The 14,336-nt window shown below is 69.8% G+C and carries 12 protein-coding genes and 1 pseudogene; 6 read left to right on the forward strand and 7 right to left on the reverse strand.

Annotated elements, in window-relative coordinates:
- Nucleotides 1-534: 534 nt before the first annotated feature.
- On the forward strand, nt 535-831 hold the full coding sequence (locus tag ABH925_RS32065; RefSeq protein WP_370153730.1) for a DUF3303 domain-containing protein: 297 nt from the start codon (nt 535-537) through the stop codon (nt 829-831).
- 60 nt (nt 832-891) lie between these two features.
- On the opposite strand, the gene ABH925_RS32070 is transcribed toward ABH925_RS32065, so the two are convergent.
- Nucleotides 892-1,359, reverse strand: coding sequence for an NADAR family protein (locus ABH925_RS32070; RefSeq protein ID WP_370153732.1), 468 nt, complete (start codon nt 1,357-1,359; stop codon nt 892-894).
- Between the two features lie 1,322 nt (nt 1,360-2,681).
- Between ABH925_RS32070 and ABH925_RS32075 the strand changes: the two genes are divergently transcribed.
- Both ABH925_RS32075 and ABH925_RS32080 read left to right on the forward strand, forming a co-directional pair.
- Complete coding sequence (locus ABH925_RS32075; RefSeq protein ID WP_370153734.1) at nt 2,682-3,134, forward strand: DUF6325 family protein; 453 nt, start codon at nt 2,682-2,684, stop codon at nt 3,132-3,134.
- A gap of 30 nt (nt 3,135-3,164) precedes the next feature.
- Nucleotides 3,165-3,449 (forward strand): SHOCT domain-containing protein, encoded by a 285-nt coding sequence (locus tag ABH925_RS32080; protein ID WP_370153736.1) that lies wholly within the window; start codon nt 3,165-3,167, stop codon nt 3,447-3,449.
- 78 nt (nt 3,450-3,527) lie between these two features.
- Here ABH925_RS32080 and ABH925_RS32085 read toward each other — a convergent pair whose 3' ends face one another.
- From ABH925_RS32085 to ABH925_RS32095, 3 genes and pseudogenes are all read right to left on the reverse strand, one after another.
- Nucleotides 3,528-4,391, reverse strand: a complete 864-nt coding sequence (locus ABH925_RS32085; RefSeq protein WP_370153738.1) for a hypothetical protein — start codon at nt 4,389-4,391, stop codon at nt 3,528-3,530.
- Nucleotides 4,322-5,518 carry a sulfatase-like hydrolase/transferase gene (locus ABH925_RS32090; protein WP_370153811.1) on the reverse strand — a complete coding sequence of 399 codons (1,197 nt, stop codon included), beginning with the start codon at nt 5,516-5,518 and terminating at the stop codon, nt 4,322-4,324. Before ABH925_RS32090 ends, ABH925_RS32085 begins: the two co-directional genes overlap by 70 nt.
- A gap of 25 nt (nt 5,519-5,543) precedes the next feature.
- Nucleotides 5,544-5,750, reverse strand: a pseudogene (locus tag ABH925_RS32095) (sulfatase-like hydrolase/transferase); the annotation flags it as partial.
- Between the two features lie 295 nt (nt 5,751-6,045).
- Between ABH925_RS32095 and ABH925_RS32100 the strand changes: the two are divergent.
- On the forward strand, nt 6,046-8,856 hold the full coding sequence (locus ABH925_RS32100; RefSeq protein ID WP_370153740.1) for a LuxR C-terminal-related transcriptional regulator: 2,811 nt from the start codon (nt 6,046-6,048) through the stop codon (nt 8,854-8,856).
- Between the two features lie 112 nt (nt 8,857-8,968).
- On the forward strand, nt 8,969-9,169 hold the full coding sequence (locus tag ABH925_RS32105; protein WP_370153742.1) for a hypothetical protein: 201 nt from the start codon (nt 8,969-8,971) through the stop codon (nt 9,167-9,169).
- A gap of 112 nt (nt 9,170-9,281) precedes the next feature.
- On the opposite strand, the gene ABH925_RS32110 is transcribed toward ABH925_RS32105, so the two are convergent.
- Nucleotides 9,282-9,899: an HdeD family acid-resistance protein gene (locus ABH925_RS32110; RefSeq protein ID WP_370153744.1), complete on the reverse strand. Its 618-nt coding sequence runs from the start codon at nt 9,897-9,899 to the stop codon at nt 9,282-9,284.
- A 775-nt stretch (nt 9,900-10,674) separates the two neighbouring features.
- Here ABH925_RS32110 and ABH925_RS32115 point away from each other — a divergent pair.
- Nucleotides 10,675-11,172: a cadmium resistance transporter gene (locus ABH925_RS32115; protein WP_370153813.1), complete on the forward strand. Its 498-nt coding sequence runs from the start codon at nt 10,675-10,677 to the stop codon at nt 11,170-11,172.
- A 99-nt stretch (nt 11,173-11,271) separates the two neighbouring features.
- Here the strand turns inward: ABH925_RS32115 and ABH925_RS32120 are convergent, their stop codons facing one another.
- Nucleotides 11,272-13,005, reverse strand: coding sequence for a SulP family inorganic anion transporter (locus tag ABH925_RS32120; RefSeq protein ID WP_370153746.1), 1,734 nt, complete (start codon nt 13,003-13,005; stop codon nt 11,272-11,274).
- A 237-nt stretch (nt 13,006-13,242) separates the two neighbouring features.
- Nucleotides 13,243-14,214, reverse strand: a complete 972-nt coding sequence (locus ABH925_RS32125) for a formylglycine-generating enzyme family protein (RefSeq protein ID WP_370153748.1) — start codon at nt 14,212-14,214, stop codon at nt 13,243-13,245.
- Nucleotides 14,215-14,336 lie beyond the last annotated feature (122 nt).

A 14,336-nucleotide genomic window follows, 5' to 3' on the forward strand; every position in this document is an offset into this window, starting at 1 on the left:
ATGCCCAAGGGTCCGCGCCTCGGCTCCCAGCAGCAGACGCCGCTGCCGCTCGTCCAGATGCGGCAGGAGTGCACCGAACTTCGCAGCCAGCGACACATCTATCTCGTCCATACCACAACAACGAACGCCAGCAAGGGAAGCAACGCTTAGTTTTCCCGCAAGCCCTTACTGGCAAACCACCCCGTGGGGGCCGGGGCGACGCGCGGTCATGACACGGTGCGCCGCCCCGGCAAGTGGACCATGGGGGTGGTCTCCCCGGGACCAACGAGTGGACCGGGTCGACGTCACGCAGGGACAGGGCCGCTCGTAAAATCGGCCAGTGCCCGACGACCACACCACCGCACCGGACCTGACCGAACGGCAGTGGACCGCGCTCGGAGAACTCCGCCGTCTACAGCCGTGTCGGCGGCAGAGGAGCCGACGGCGAGGACGGTTGGCTGCCAAGGACCCGCTCCCGCTCCCCGGGGTGCGGGTCTGAGTACGCGCTCCTAGCGTGGGTGGGGTAGGGGTTCTCCTCGTACCGCAGGAGGCATCGTGCTGTACGTCATGACACTTGACTGGCAGCCCGGGCTCAGCCGGGAGCAGCGCGACGGCGCGCTGGGCCGCAGAGCGCAGTGGCAGTATCCCGAGGGGCTCGACGTGCTGGGCGAGTACTGGACCTCGACCGAGAGTCCGGCGGTCGTGGTGGTCTTCCGGGCGGAGCAGTTCGCGCCGCTCATGGAGGTCGGGCTGGCCTGGGGCGACGTCTTCCAGATCACGACGCATCCGGCCGTAAGCGCAGAGGAGGGGCTCACGATCGGGGCGGCCGCGATGGAGCGGCGTCAGGTCTGATTCAACGGCCTGACCAGCCCGCCGACCCGGCCACGGCTTGATCGATCACTTCACATGTCACTATCCGGAGCGATCGTGACGTCCTTGGACTTCGCTGCGGAGTTGACTTCGAGTGCGCATCAGGATCCGGCCGAGCATGTTCTTGCCAGTGCCGGTCCTGCCGCGGCCCCCGTAGTGGTCGGCGCTGGTGTCCTCGACGATCGCTTCGTCGGCAGTGGACAACAGGATGTCGCGGATATCCGCGTGCGCTCGGAACTTGGCCGCCACGGCACGACGCATCACGTCGTCCTTGACCCGGTCCCAGTCCCGCCGCAGCGGTTTGGACGGGTCACGGCCCAACTCGGCGGCGCGCAACGGCGTGCGGGCCCGACGGATGAGATCAGCATGGCGGGTGTCGAAGAACTTCTGGGCCTGGAAGTAGTGCTCCGAGGTCGGCCACACGTGCCCGTCGAGGTCCAGACTGTGCGCAGAGAAGTTGGAGAAGCAGCCGTAGGGGACTTCCTCGGCACCGTAGAAGTAGATCGTCATCCGAGCCTCATGGCAGTTGCGGGAACCCGCACGGTGTCAGGCGCTGGCTGCGCTCACAACCGGTTTTGCTCGCCCGTCATCCGCCTTCGTCCCACTGCCAGCACCCCGGGCGGCAACCCGGGGAACCATCCCGGTCACAGCACCAGGCAGTGGGACCGCCCCCTGGCGATGGCGTCCGGTGACCCCACGCAGACCCGCGCGGCCCATGGCAGGCATCGCGCGGACGGCCCTGCGTCCCCAGGACCGTCCGCGCGGTGAACCACAGCGGTGGCCCGGCCGGGAACCGTCCCGCCGACTGTCCCCCGTGTCCGGCCCGCCACCGCTGTGGAACCCTGCCAGCCTCGCCCCGCACCGCGACCGCGTCCACGGCGGCTCACAGCAGCCCCACCGCGCGCAGCCCGGGCCGCACGCCGGGCCCCCGCGGTGCAGCACCAGCCCGGTGCCGTGCGGCGCCGCACCCCAGGAACCCGGAGTTGATGGGGCACTGCCCCACATGGTTGCGGTTTCAACGGTAGCTGGAGTCACCCGGCCGCACTGGTCCCACGATGCTGATGCGCGACTTCCTTGCCGGCCCGGGAGCGGCCCAGCGCACCGTCTGCAGGCACCCCGCCGCGCAGCACACCTCTCACCCGTTCGCCGCGTGTCGCCAGCACCCCCGCACCAGCCGCCGGGCGAGGATAGACGCACGGACGGGGCTGGCGAGCCCCCGTACCAACCGCGGAGACCCGGAGTCCCGCCCGGACCCGCGTGGCCCCCGCACCCCATGAGCGGGGGCCCACGCAGGTTCCGGACACGAATGCGGTGCCCGGTCCGCGCGAGTGCGGGCCTCAAGACCGCGGGCAGGCCCGTTCCCGGTACGCACACACGATCGAGGCCCGCGACGGCCGTCCAGATCTCCTCGCGCGCAGCAACCACCCGGCCCCGCGCGGCTTTCATGGCGCGTCGTAACCACCCGACCAGGGAGCCGTCGCCGTCGTGGAGTTCCTCGACCAGGGCGGCCAGGTCGACCCACCGGTCGGCACCGCGGACCCGGTGACGGGCTGACTGGCCCTGACGGAGTCCGCGCCGGTCTCCTTGCGACACGGCGCTGCTGTCGCCGACACGCGCGGTGAGCCGTGCCGTCGGCGAGGCCGTGGACAGGGTCGTCCACGGCCGAGATGCGGTGTGATCCTTCCGCTGCTGCAATGACGGAGACGACGCGATACACACCCGATCCCGCATCGGCGATGGCAGGACCGCCCGCCGAGCAAGGACGGCCGAACCGCTCGGCGCATGCACGAGTGTGGGGACTGCGTCGAGGTCCGACCCGGTGAGGAGCCGACGTGAGCAACGAGCCAACCCAGACAGACGAGCCGGGGCCGATCGACTACCTGGTGGTGGAGTTCCCGGGAAGCCGGATGACCGGCGAGGGACTGCCCCTGCTGGTCGACCTGGTCGATCGGGGCATCATCCGGATCCTGGACCTGATCTTCGTCACGAAGGATCTGGACGGAACCGTCCGCGGCGTCGAGCTGGCCGACCTGACCGGTGACAGGCAGCTGGACCTGGCCGTCTTCGAGGGCGTCTCCTCGGGCCTGCTCGGCCAGGACGAGATCGACGACGTGAGCGGGGTCCTGGAGCCCGGCAGCTCCGCGGGGATCCTGGTCTACGAGAACGTATGGGCCGGACCCTTCGCGGCAGCCCTGCGCCGTGGCGGGGGCCGGCTGGTCGCCAACGGCCGTATCCCGGTCCAGGAGATCCTGGCCGCACTCGACGCGGCCGAATCCGCGTCCTGACCCGGTTCCCGTCAGCAGAGGAGATGCACCATGCCAGGTCTGCTTCGCGGTGTCGCGCGCACCGCCGTCGTCGCCGGGACCGCCACCGCGGTCTCCAACCGCGTTTCCCGGCGCCAGGCCGGGCGCTGGGCCGAGCAGGACGTCCAGCAGGCAGCGCCCGAGCCTCCCGTGCAGGCCGCGCCCGCTCCCGCCGCGCCGACGGCCGACATGAGCAGCAAGATCGACCAGCTGAAGGACCTCGGCGCACTCAAGGAACAGGGCATTCTCACCGAGGCCGAGTTCGAGGCCCAGAAGGCGAAGATCCTCGGCAGCTGACGCCCCGCCCGCACCGGACACCGACCGCAGCGCCGAGGCATCGGCTGGGCTTCGACCCGGCCCTGCAGTGCCCGACGGTTACTGGCGGGCCATAGCGATGCGGATGCGCTCCTCGGGTTCGATGTAGCGGTCTGCGTCGTTGCTTCCGGTGGTGACCTGGATCCAGTGGATGTCACCGGTGAACTGGCCGTTCAGCTGCTCGTAGTCGGGAGCGACCGGGGTGCCCTTGTCCACTCCCACATTGGCGGTCTCATCCCCGGAGAAGATGAAGGGAACGGTGTGTTCCACCCGTCCCCCGCCGACCTTGTCCCCGTCGTAGAACAGGGAGACGGTGCCGCCCTTGGCGACGCCTCCGCCGTCGTAGTCGAATTCCATCCGTACCTGGTGTTCCCCGGGCGGGACCGGGCGGTCGGCCTCGATCTCGGCCAGTTCCATGGCGCACAGGTTGTAGGTGAACTTGGCGTGGCCTTCCCTGGCGTACAGGCTCCAGCCGCCGAAGGTTCCGCCCTGGGCGAGGATGACGCCTGAGACCGGGCCGTCGGTGGAGGCGATTTCGGCGGTCACCGAGAAGGACTTGTTCTTGATGTTCACCAGGCTGTTCTCGGTGAGCCGGCCCATGCCGTCGTACAGCAGTTGGGCGTCGCCGCGGATCAGTTCGGGCCGTCCGGCGAGGTCGGAGTTGAACCGCTCGAGCGTGCGGTCGTCCATGGGAAGGACGTTGTACCGGGTGGCCTCGATCAGCCACAGGCGCTGTAGTTCGTGCAGTTTGTCCGGCATCTCGGCGGCCAGGTCATGGGCTTGTGTCGGGTCGGTGGTGCCGTCGTAGAGCTCCCACACGTCGTCGTCGAAGGACAGGTGTCCACCCTGTCCGATCAGCCACGGGGTGCGGTGCTTGGTGACGGCGGACCAGCCCTTGTGGTAGATGCCGCGGTTGCCGAGCATCTCGAAGTACTGCTGGTCGTGGCGCTCGGGGCGCCGACGTCGTCGAGGCAGTAGAGCAGGGAGACACCCTCCATCGGCGACTGCAGCACCCCGTGGACCGTCGTGGGCTCGGGCAGTCCGGCGGCTTCGAGGACGGTGGGGGCGACGTCGATGACGTGGGTGAACTGGCTGCGGATCTCACCTGCTGCCCGCAGTCGGCCCGGCCAGTGGACGATGGTGCCGTTGCGGGTGCCGCCCCAGTGCGAGGCGATCTGCTTGGTCCACTGGTACGGGGTGTCCATGGCGTGCGCCCAGCCCACCGCGTAGTGGTTGTAGGCATCCGGGGTGCCGAACTGGTCGATGTGCGCGGTCAGGAACTCCGGCGTCTCGATCTGGGACATGCCGTTGAACAGGAGCATCTCGTTGAAGCTGCCGTGCAGCCCGCCCTCGGCGGAGGCGCCGTTGTCGCCGGTGATCACGATCAGCAGGGTGTCGTCGAGGATCCCGAGGTCTTCCAGGGCGTCGACGACCCGGCCGATGTGGTGGTCGGTGTGTTCGAGGAAGCCGGCGTAGACCTCCATCTGCCGGGCGATCACGGGCCGCAGCGCAGGATCGATCTCGTCCCACGCTGGGATCTCCGGGTGGCGCCGGGTCAGTTCGGCGTTCTCAGGCACGACGCCCAGTTCCTTCTGGCGGGCCAGGGTCTCCTGGCGGACGGCGTCCCAGCCCTGGTCGAACCTGCCGCGGTAGTGGTCGGACCACTCCTTGGGGACGTGGTGCGGCGCGTGCACGGCGCCCGGCGCGAAATAGCAGAAGAACGGCTTGTCCGGCATCAGCGTCTTCTGCTGGCGGATCCAGAGAATGGCCCGGTCGGCGAGGTCTTCGGTGAGGTGGTAGCCCTCCTCGGCCGTCTTCGGCGGGTCGACCGGGGTCGTCGCGTCGTACAGGGCCGGGTCGTACTGGTTGGTCTCCCCGCCGATGAATCCGTAGAAGTGCTCGAAGCCGCCTCCGCCGGTCGGCCAGGCGTCGAACGGACCGGCCGGGCTGGTCTGCCACACCGGAACCTCGTGGCACTTGCCGAACTGCGCCGTCGAGTAGCCGTTGAGCCTGAGAATCTCGGGCAGCGTCGCCTTGGTGTTGGGCCGGATCGAGCTGTAGCCGGGGGGCCGAGGTGGCGATCTCGGTGATGCCCCCCATGCCCACGGAGTGGTGGTTGCGTCCGGTCAGCAGCGCCTGGCGGGTCGGTGAGCACAGTGCGGTGGTGTGGAAGCGGGTGAAGCGCAGACCGCCGTCGGCCAGGCGCTCGAAGACCGGGGTCCGGCACGGCCCGCCGAATGCGCTGGGCGCGCCGAAGCCGACGTCGTCGAGCAGGATCACCATCACGTTGGGCGCACCTCGCGGGGGCCGCAGGGGCACGATCGGCGGGAACGAGGTGTCCGGGTCCCTGGCGTCGTAGGTGATGGTGCCCGGCCGCGGCACGTCCGGGATGGGCAGGATCTGACGCTGGATGTCGTCCGTGAAATTCCTTCCCTCGCGCTCCGCCCGCCCCGGGGGACTCTGCCTCAGGGCCACTGCAAACGCCCACGATCATTGGGCGCCGGCCGCCATTGGTACGTCCACCGTGCAGCGGGGTCCTGCCCTGCAGCCTCACCCCCACAGGGTGAAGATCCGGACGATGGACGGTGTCGTCGCCGGGCGGCACTTTCTCACTTCAGCCCGCCTTGCCGCGCTCGACGGCCACGGGGATCATCGAAATGAACGTGTCGCGAATCGTCCCGGGGCAGCCATGCCACACATCTCAGCTGACCAGTTGGCGTCCAGGCAGCGGCAGTCCACCGTGCCGCCACCGGCGCTGATGCCCAACGGCGACCCGATTCTCGCGGCCCGGTTCGCCGTCCCGCCGATCCCGAAGACCTATGTCCGCAGGCCGCGCCTGATCCAGCAGCTGTCCGAGAACATGCTGTGCCCCCTGACACTGGTGAACGGTCCGGCCGGCGCGGGCAAGACCTTGCTCGCTGCGGACTGGATCCGCTCGGCTCCCGCTCCAGGGCCCGCAGCCTGGCTGACGCTGGAGCACGGGGACGACGCACCCGGCGTCTTCTGGGCCTACGTGCTCGCAGCCCTGCGGCGCCACGGCCTCGTGCTGCCCGAGAACATTGGCACCCCCGCGCGCGCGAATGAGGTCGACTCGCACCTGCTGGCGCGCCTGTCGGTGCATCTAAGCAGTCTGGGCGAGCCCTTGCTGCTCGTGCTCGACGAATTCGAGCGGGTGACCTCGGCCGAGATCGCCTCCCAGGTGCAGTTCCTGCTCCGCCACGCAAGGCCAGGGCTGCGGCTCGCGCTGATCAGCCGCACCGAACCACTGCTCCCCCTCCATCGCTACCGCGCCGCCGGCGAGATCACCGAAATCCGCGCCGCCGACCTGGCTTTCACACAACAGGAAACGGCCGACCTACTGTGCCGGCACGGCCTGTCGTTGTCCGCGGAGGGCGCCCGCGCGCTGACCGAGCGGACCCAGGGATGGGCAGCCGGAATCCGGCTGTCGGCGCTTGCCACACAGCGGGCCGCCGACCCGGAGTCCTTCCTCAAAGAGTTCGAGGCGGGCCAGAGCACCGTGGCGGATTTCCTCCTGGCCGAAGTGCTCGACACCCAGAGCGTCGAAACCCAGGATCTCCTGCTGCGGACGAGCATCCTGGACCAAACCCACCCCGACCTGGCAAACGCCCTGACCGGACGGCAGGACGCGGCACCCCTTCTGTTCCGGCTGCAACGCGCGAACGCGTTCATCGAGCCCATGGGGCACTCCTGGTACCGGCATCACCCGCTCTTCGCCGAAATCCTCCAAGTCCATCTGCGCGCCCGCCACCCGGGGCTCGAAACCGAACTGCACCGCCGAGCCGCCCGATGGCTGTGCACAGCCGGGCGGCTCGCCGACGCCCTCCCGCACGCCGCCGCCGGCGACTGGGAGTTCGCCGCTTCCCAGTTCGTCGACAACCTGGCGATCGGCCGGCTCTTCACCGGCCTGGATGCGCTTCGGCTCTCGGACCTCTTCGCCACCATGCCGCCGGAGACTGCGGGTCCCGCCCCGGAACTCATCCGTGCAGCATGCGAGCTCGCCCACTACGATCTCGACAGCGGCCTCGACCATCTGCGCAAAGCCGGGAAACACCTGCACGATGACAGTCCCGTCGGCACCTCCACCGTCCAACTGAGCTACGCCTTCCTCCTGGCCCTCGAGGGCAGGCTTCTCGGATCGGCCGACATGGCACAGGCCGCCGCTGACACTGCCGAGAGGCTCGAACGGGAAGTCCCCGCGAAACTGCTCGACGATCACCCGGAACTGCCCGCGCTGCTGCAGACCGACCTCGGGTCCGCCCTGCTGTGGGCAGGCCGCTTCGAAGCCGCCCAAGCCGTGCTCTCCACCGCGGCACGCACCGCCGAAGGACCCACCACGGCCTACCCGCGGCACGAGTCACTCAGCCGACTGGCCTTGATCGAAGTGCTGCGGGGATGGCTCGCCAAAGCCGAGTCCCACGCACAAGCGGCACTGTCCCAGGCCGAGTGCCGCGGGCTGCCACCATCGTCGCGGACCGGTGTGGGCCAGCTCGTCCTGGCCGCCGTCGCCATCGACCGCGACAACCTGCGCACCGCACGGACCGCTCTCAAGATCGCCGCGCAGTCGTCCGCCGCCCACCACGACCCGATCGTGGCCATGGGTCTGACCATCCTGCGCTCACGACTGCTGCTGGCCCGGGGCGATCCTCAAGGGGCACTCGATGTCCTGGACACGGACAAGCCGACGCCGACGGCGGCGCCTTCGCCCTGGGTGAACGACGCTCTGGCGCTTGCCGCGGCGGCCGCGCATCTGGCCGAGGGCGATCCGCGGGCCGCGATGGCAGCGCTGGAGAAGGGGTCGGACGCACCGCAGTGCGCCACTGCGGCTGCCCGGGCCCGTCTGGCCTGTGGCGAGAGCGAGACCGCCCGGCAGATCCTCGACTCGATCCCGGGCGACATCGGGAGCGGCCCCGCCGTCACCGTTCGTGCACTGCTGGCCAGAGCGCAGACAGCCCTGGCCCTCGGCGACGAACCCACGGGCCGACGACTGCTCGCCCGCGCCCTCTCCTGCGCCCGCCCCGAGCACCTTCGGCTTCCGTTCCTCGAATCCGGCCCCTGGCTGCGTCGGCTGCTCCACAGCCACCCCGAGCTCACGCAGGCGCACGACTGGCTCCCACCCGGCCTCCTGACCGGTCCTCACCGGCCCGAGTCGGACGCCACGATGGCGTCCCCTGTGGCCGAACCGCTCAGCGAGCGCGAGCTCGACGTCCTCGCGCGGACGGCACAGATGATGTCGACCCAAGAGATCGCGGCCGACCTCTGCCTGTCGGTGAACACCGTCAAGACCCACCTCAAGAGCATCAACCGCAAACTCTGCGCCACCCGTCGCGGCCAAGCGGTCCGGCGCGCGAAAGAGCTCCACCTGCTCTGACAGGCACCTCGGCGGGTCGCCAAGGTCACCTCGTCCGGGTGAGGTCCCCCGTGATCGGACCGCGCAGCATGGATGAGGGGATGGATCGCAGGGCCTGCGGAGAGAGCAGCTGATGCGCTACGAGATCCGGGTCGCCGGAATCATGTCGGAGACAACGCTCAACGAGGCGTTCCCCGAACTGGACAGCTTCTTCGCGCCTCACCAGACCATCCTCTACGGCCCGATCACTGACGAGGCCCACCTGTACGGTCTGCTGAACCGCTTCCAGTCCCTGGGACTGCGCGTGGTCGAGATGCGCCAACTGCCCGAATGAGCGCGCCCGACATCACGGATCCCCGGCTCGCCGATCGAGCGTGCAGATCCCGGGCCAAGCGACTGGAACGCCCCCGGTCATGCCAGCGCGAGCACCACTGCCAGCGCAATGATCAACGGGCTGCCTCGCCCTCACCGGGCGGCGGATCGGCGACGCGCCTGCCGGCGAACATGGCAACCCCGATCGCCAGCTGGGCAACACCGAGCAGGACCAGCCACAGGCCAAGCAGACGTGCGACGGCGACCGCCGATGCAACGGGATAGCTGAGCACGACAATTCCGGCGACAAAACCGAGCACGCCGACCACGAACCACAGCCCGCGGTGCCGAAGGCCCGGCCCGCCGATCGCCCAGAACATCACCATCAGACCCAGAAGCAGCCAGTAGGCACCGACGATCAACGAGAGCGCAGCGATCGTCTGGAGCGGGTGCCGCAGGCACAGGACGCCGGCCAGAACGGCAGCCAGGGCGATGAGCATCAGCAGCACTCGACCACCGGTGCCCGCCTCCCGTCGGCCGAAGGCCGTCACGAACCAGAACAGGCCCGCCAGCATCAGGTAGATGCCGGTGATGACCGCCAGAACGTGCAGGGTTTCATGCGGCCAGACGAGCGCCACCACGCCCGGGACCACAGTGGCCACACCGAAGCCGACTGCCCAGGCCCACGAGCTTCCCACCGTGGCCAGGATCTCCTGCGGATCCGCCTGCTGCGGCACACGCGGTTCGGTCATCACGACTCCCTCGGCGAGCTCTGGCTCCGCGCACCGCAAATCTCACTGCGGCGGCAGCCCTGCCACGGCGAGTCTGCGCGACTGCGCAGACTCGCCGGATCACCCGCGCGGGGTGATCCCACTCCAGGGACAGCCCGGGCGAACCGACGAACGGAAGCCACGAGACCGCGCGGCCACCCCCGTACGTAGTCCGGGTCAGCAGAACGTCCGCGACGGTCCCCGGCGCAGCACCGTGAGACCGCCTGCCGATTCACCCGCCAGGGGTGGCCTGCGCCCGGTGCCGGAGCCGCACCGTGGGAGGCGACAGCAGCCCACCGAACGCTGGAGGCGCAATGGACGAGCTGTTCCTGCTGGGGCCAACGGGTCAGGGCCAGGAACTGAGCGGCGCAGCGCAGTCCGCCCGCGAGGCTCCGCAGCCTGGGCCACCGCTGCCAAGGCTCAGGGCCGCCAGCCTCCAGCGGCGGAAGGTGCGGCGGCGTTGCGCCGCGGCGGATCGCGGCGCGCTGTGAATCAGCCGGCACTGCGGGAGCCGAAGTCAGGAGCACCTGTGATGTCGCTGGGGCAGTGACCAGGAGAGGGACGGCACCGCGGTGGGACCGGCCCTCCCCGGAATGGACGAGCCATGCTGGACACGGTCGGCTGGGCGGTGGCGGCGGCAGGGGCGTTCAGTGCCGCCAATATCGACAACCTGCTGGCGCTGACGGCGCAGCTGTCCGGGTGGACGGTTGGCGACGGGTAGGCGCCGGTACTGCGGCTCGCACTGCGCGGCCAGTATCTGGCCTTGCTGATCCTGCTGGCGCTGAGCATCCTGGGCGCTGCGGGCCTGCTGCTCCTGCCGGCCCGCGGCGCCGCCCTGGCCGGTGTCCTGCCGCTCACGATGGGGATCGGGGCGCTCGTTCGCGCCCACTCCCGGCACCGGACACACGCACCGGTCGGACGCGGCGGCCGGCAGTCCGGTACCTGGGCGGTGGCACTGCTGTCCGTCACCTGCGGTGGCGACAACGTCGCCCTCTACAGCCCGTTGCTCGCCCAGGCCTGGTTTCCCGGAGGGTTGGTGGTCGTCGCGGTCTTCGCCGCCCTGGTGCCGGTGATGTGCGGGCTGGCCGTGTTCCTGGCGCGCCGCGCGGTTGGGCTCAGCCGCCCGCCTGGGGGCGATGCGCGACACGGTCTTCCCGGCGTGCCTGATCACGGTCGGCCTGTTCGTCCTGAAGGGCGCGCTGGTCTGACGTTCTTGCTTCGCAAGGCCCAGGTCCACCCGGGGCTCGCCCTGTGATCTCTTGCCACCTGATCGGTCGAACCGCGGACAAGCCGCCGATACGGCCGCTCAGGCCACACCGGATGGCGGGGCATGGCGCCCACGTGTGAGCGATCGTCAGTCTGCGTCGAACTCCTGCTGCCGGAACGCCTCGACACCGGTTCTGACGGTGGGAAAGAAGCTGTCGGCACCGAGCAGGGCGGTGATGCCGCTGGAATCGAACACCGTGCGGATCGGCTGCTTGGCCCGGGCCACGGTGAGCCGGGCGTGCACAGCGGCCAGTTCTCTGTACAGCGTGTTCAGCGCGTCGATCGCGGTGGCGTCGAGGTAGGTCACTGCCTCCACGTCGACCATCAGCCAGCGGAGCCCGTGCCCGGCCTCCGCCACCAAGGTGCGCACGCGGTCGAGGAAGAACGGCACATTGGGGAAGAACAGCGAGGCATCGAAGCGGTACACGATCAGCCCGGGGACGGTCTCGGCCCCCCGGTGGACCTCGATGTCGTGATAGCCGTCGACGTCCTCCACCGCACCGAGCACGGCGTCGTGGGGCCGGATGGACCGATAGACGAACACCCCGATGGACAACAGGACTGCCACGGCGAGCCCACCCAGGACGCCCAGTGTCAGGACTGCGAGCATGGCCGCCACGGCCAGGGCAGCCTCCGTGTCATGCACCTTTCGCAGGCGGACGACACCGCGCGCACTGAGCTGGTTCACCGCCGCGGCCACCACGACGGCCCCCAGCACCGCTGTGGGCAGGGGCTGGATCAGCGGGGTGGCGACGCCGGCAACCAGCGCCACCAGGGCAGCCACGGTCAGTCCGACGACCTGGGAGCCGCCACCGGCTGCCTCGGCCACCGCCGTGCGGGACCCGCTGCTGGAGACGGGAAAGGCCTGTGACAGACCCGCGAGGAGGTCGGCCGCCCCGATCCCAGTCATCTCCCGCTCGCCGGCCACCTCGTAGCGGTGTTTGACAGCGTACGTGCGGGCGGTCGCCATGGTGTCGCAGAAGGCGATCAGCGCCATACCGCCTGCGGGCAGCACCAGCGTGGACACGTCCTTGAGACCGGCGTGCGGCAGGCCCAGATGCGGAAGGCCGCGGGCGACGTGCCCGATCACCGCGATGCCGTGGTCGGAGAAATGGAACAGTTTCGAGGCGGCGTCGGCGGCGACGACCACCAGCAGAGCCGCAGGGACGGTCGGTGCCCAGCGGCGCGCCGCGAGCAGCAGCACGAGGACGACCGTGCTGAGCGCCACCGTCGCCCAGTGGACCTGGTCCAGCTCGCGGACGAGTTCAGCCAGGACAGGGAAGAACCGGGAGGCAGTGATCTTGACGCCGAGTATCTTGCCGAGCTGACTGGCGATGATGGTCAGCGCTGTCCCGTTGATATAGCCGATCAGCACCGGTTTGGACAGGAAGTCGGCCATGAAGCCCAGCCGCAGCGCGCCGGCCGCCAGCAGGATCACGCCGACCATGATCGCGAGCAGCCCGGCCAGCGCCGCATAGCGGGATGCGTCCCCCGCTGCCAGCGGTGTCAGTGTGATCGCGACCAGCGCCGAGGTCGTGCCGTCAGGGCCGACCACCACATGCCGCGAGGAGGTGAACAGCGCATATCCCACCAGCGGCAGCAGCGTCGCGTACAGACCCGCCGTGGCCGGCACCCCCGCAAGCTGTGCCATCCCCAGGGACGCCGGGATCGCGACGGCCGCGACACTCGCTCCCGCGAGGAGGTCGGTCCTGAGCCTGGCGGTCTGGTAATCGGCCAGCACCGCAACCCCGGGCAGCAGGGTCTGCCACGACAGCCGACGCAACCGCTCGGTAAGCTGCTTCGGACGGGACTCCTCGGTCAACGACCCGCCTCACTTCTCCGGCCCTTGCCTGGTGGCGCCTGCCCTCCGGCCCGGGAGACATCCAAGGCCTCTGACATGCCGCCATGCTCGCCCGCCGGACCGCGCCGAACGCGCCCGACGCGCGAGCGATGCTCCAACTCGGTCCTGCTCCAGTCCAATGATCACCAGTCACATGTCGTCAACCTCGGGTGATGCGGACGGTGCGGGACCCGAGCCCGGCCCGGCCCCCGCGGTCGGTCAGCCAGTAGCCGCCTCCCTCGGACTGAGGACACAGCGGAACCCCAGGTGGCAGGTCGCGGTGTCCTCGGTCTGCCCCTGCCTGGCCGCCGGCCGATAGCGCAGGCAGTAGTTCGGGGCGCACAGGAACGACCCACCCTTCACCACGCGCCGGTGGAAGCCGTTCTCGCTCAGGCGCTGCACCGGAAGCGCCGACCGTGGGTTGTGCGGCGTGCAACAGGGGCGGGGAGCCGGGTCCCGGTGGCGGTCATCGTAGAAGTCGGCAGTCCACTCCCAGACGTTGCCGGCCATGTCGCGCAGGCCGTAGCCGTTGGGTGGAAACGAGCCGACCGGCGAGGTGCCGGCGAAGCCGTCCAGGGCGAGGTTCTCCCACGGGAACCGTCCATGCCAGGTGTTGGCCAGGTACCGGGCCTTGCGGGTGAAATCCTCGCCCCAGCAGAACGTCGCCCCCTCCAGTCCGCCACGGGCGGCCCACTCCCACTCCGCCTCGCTCGGCAGCCGCTTGCCCACCCACGCGGCGTACGCCTGCGCGTCCTCGAACGACACCTGGGTCACCGGGTGCACTTCCCGGCCGTGCAGAGTGCTCCCTGGCCCCTCGGGGTGCCGCCAGCAGGCCCCTGGCATGTACTCCCACCAACGGTGGAAATCATCCAAGGGAACCGGGCCCGGGGTAGGACGGAACACCAGGGCTCCAGGCACGAGCAGCCGGGGGTCGACCTGCGGGTAGGCAGACGGGTCCAAGGGGCGCTCCGCGACGGTGACATAGCCGGTCGCCTTGGCGAATCTGCGGAACTGAGCAACCGTCACCGGCGCAGCGTCCATCCAGAAGCCGTCCACGGACACCGGATGAACCGGCCGCTCCTCGGGATAGAAGTCCTCCGAGCCCATCCGGAAGGCGCCGCCCGCCACCCATGCCATGCCCTTGGCCGGGGCACCCGACGGCCCCGGCACGGAGGCGGAGGTCTGCGACATCAGTTCACGTCCTTCAGGCCGCACCCCTACCCAGGGCCGACGAGTACGGATGCGGCCACCATAGAGGCATTTGGTCGATTTTCAGTTGATTTCGGAATTGGTGGCCAACCGCACAACCCCGC

This window comes from Streptacidiphilus sp. EB129, from assembly GCF_041262645.1.
Lineage (GTDB): Bacteria > Actinomycetota > Actinomycetes > Streptomycetales > Streptomycetaceae > Streptacidiphilus.

Excerpts from the sequence above, each read along its gene's own strand:
- ABH925_RS32105 (WP_370153742.1), top strand. The coding sequence starts at position 8,969 with ATGCGCTACGAGATCCGGGTCGCCGGAATCATGTCGGAGACAACGCTC.
- ABH925_RS32080 (WP_370153736.1), top strand. The coding sequence starts at position 3,165 with ATGCCAGGTCTGCTTCGCGGTGTCGCGCGCACCGCCGTCGTCGCCGGG.
- ABH925_RS32125 (WP_370153748.1), bottom strand. The coding sequence starts at position 14,214 with ATGTCGCAGACCTCCGCCTCCGTGCCGGGGCCGTCGGGTGCCCCGGCC.
- ABH925_RS32100 (WP_370153740.1), top strand. The coding sequence starts at position 6,046 with ATGGACGGTGTCGTCGCCGGGCGGCACTTTCTCACTTCAGCCCGCCTT.
- ABH925_RS32070 (WP_370153732.1), bottom strand. The coding sequence starts at position 1,359 with ATGACGATCTACTTCTACGGTGCCGAGGAAGTCCCCTACGGCTGCTTC.
- ABH925_RS32110 (WP_370153744.1), bottom strand. The coding sequence starts at position 9,899 with ATGACCGAACCGCGTGTGCCGCAGCAGGCGGATCCGCAGGAGATCCTG.
- ABH925_RS32085 (WP_370153738.1), bottom strand. The coding sequence starts at position 4,391 with ATGCTCGGCAACCGCGGCATCTACCACAAGGGCTGGTCCGCCGTCACC.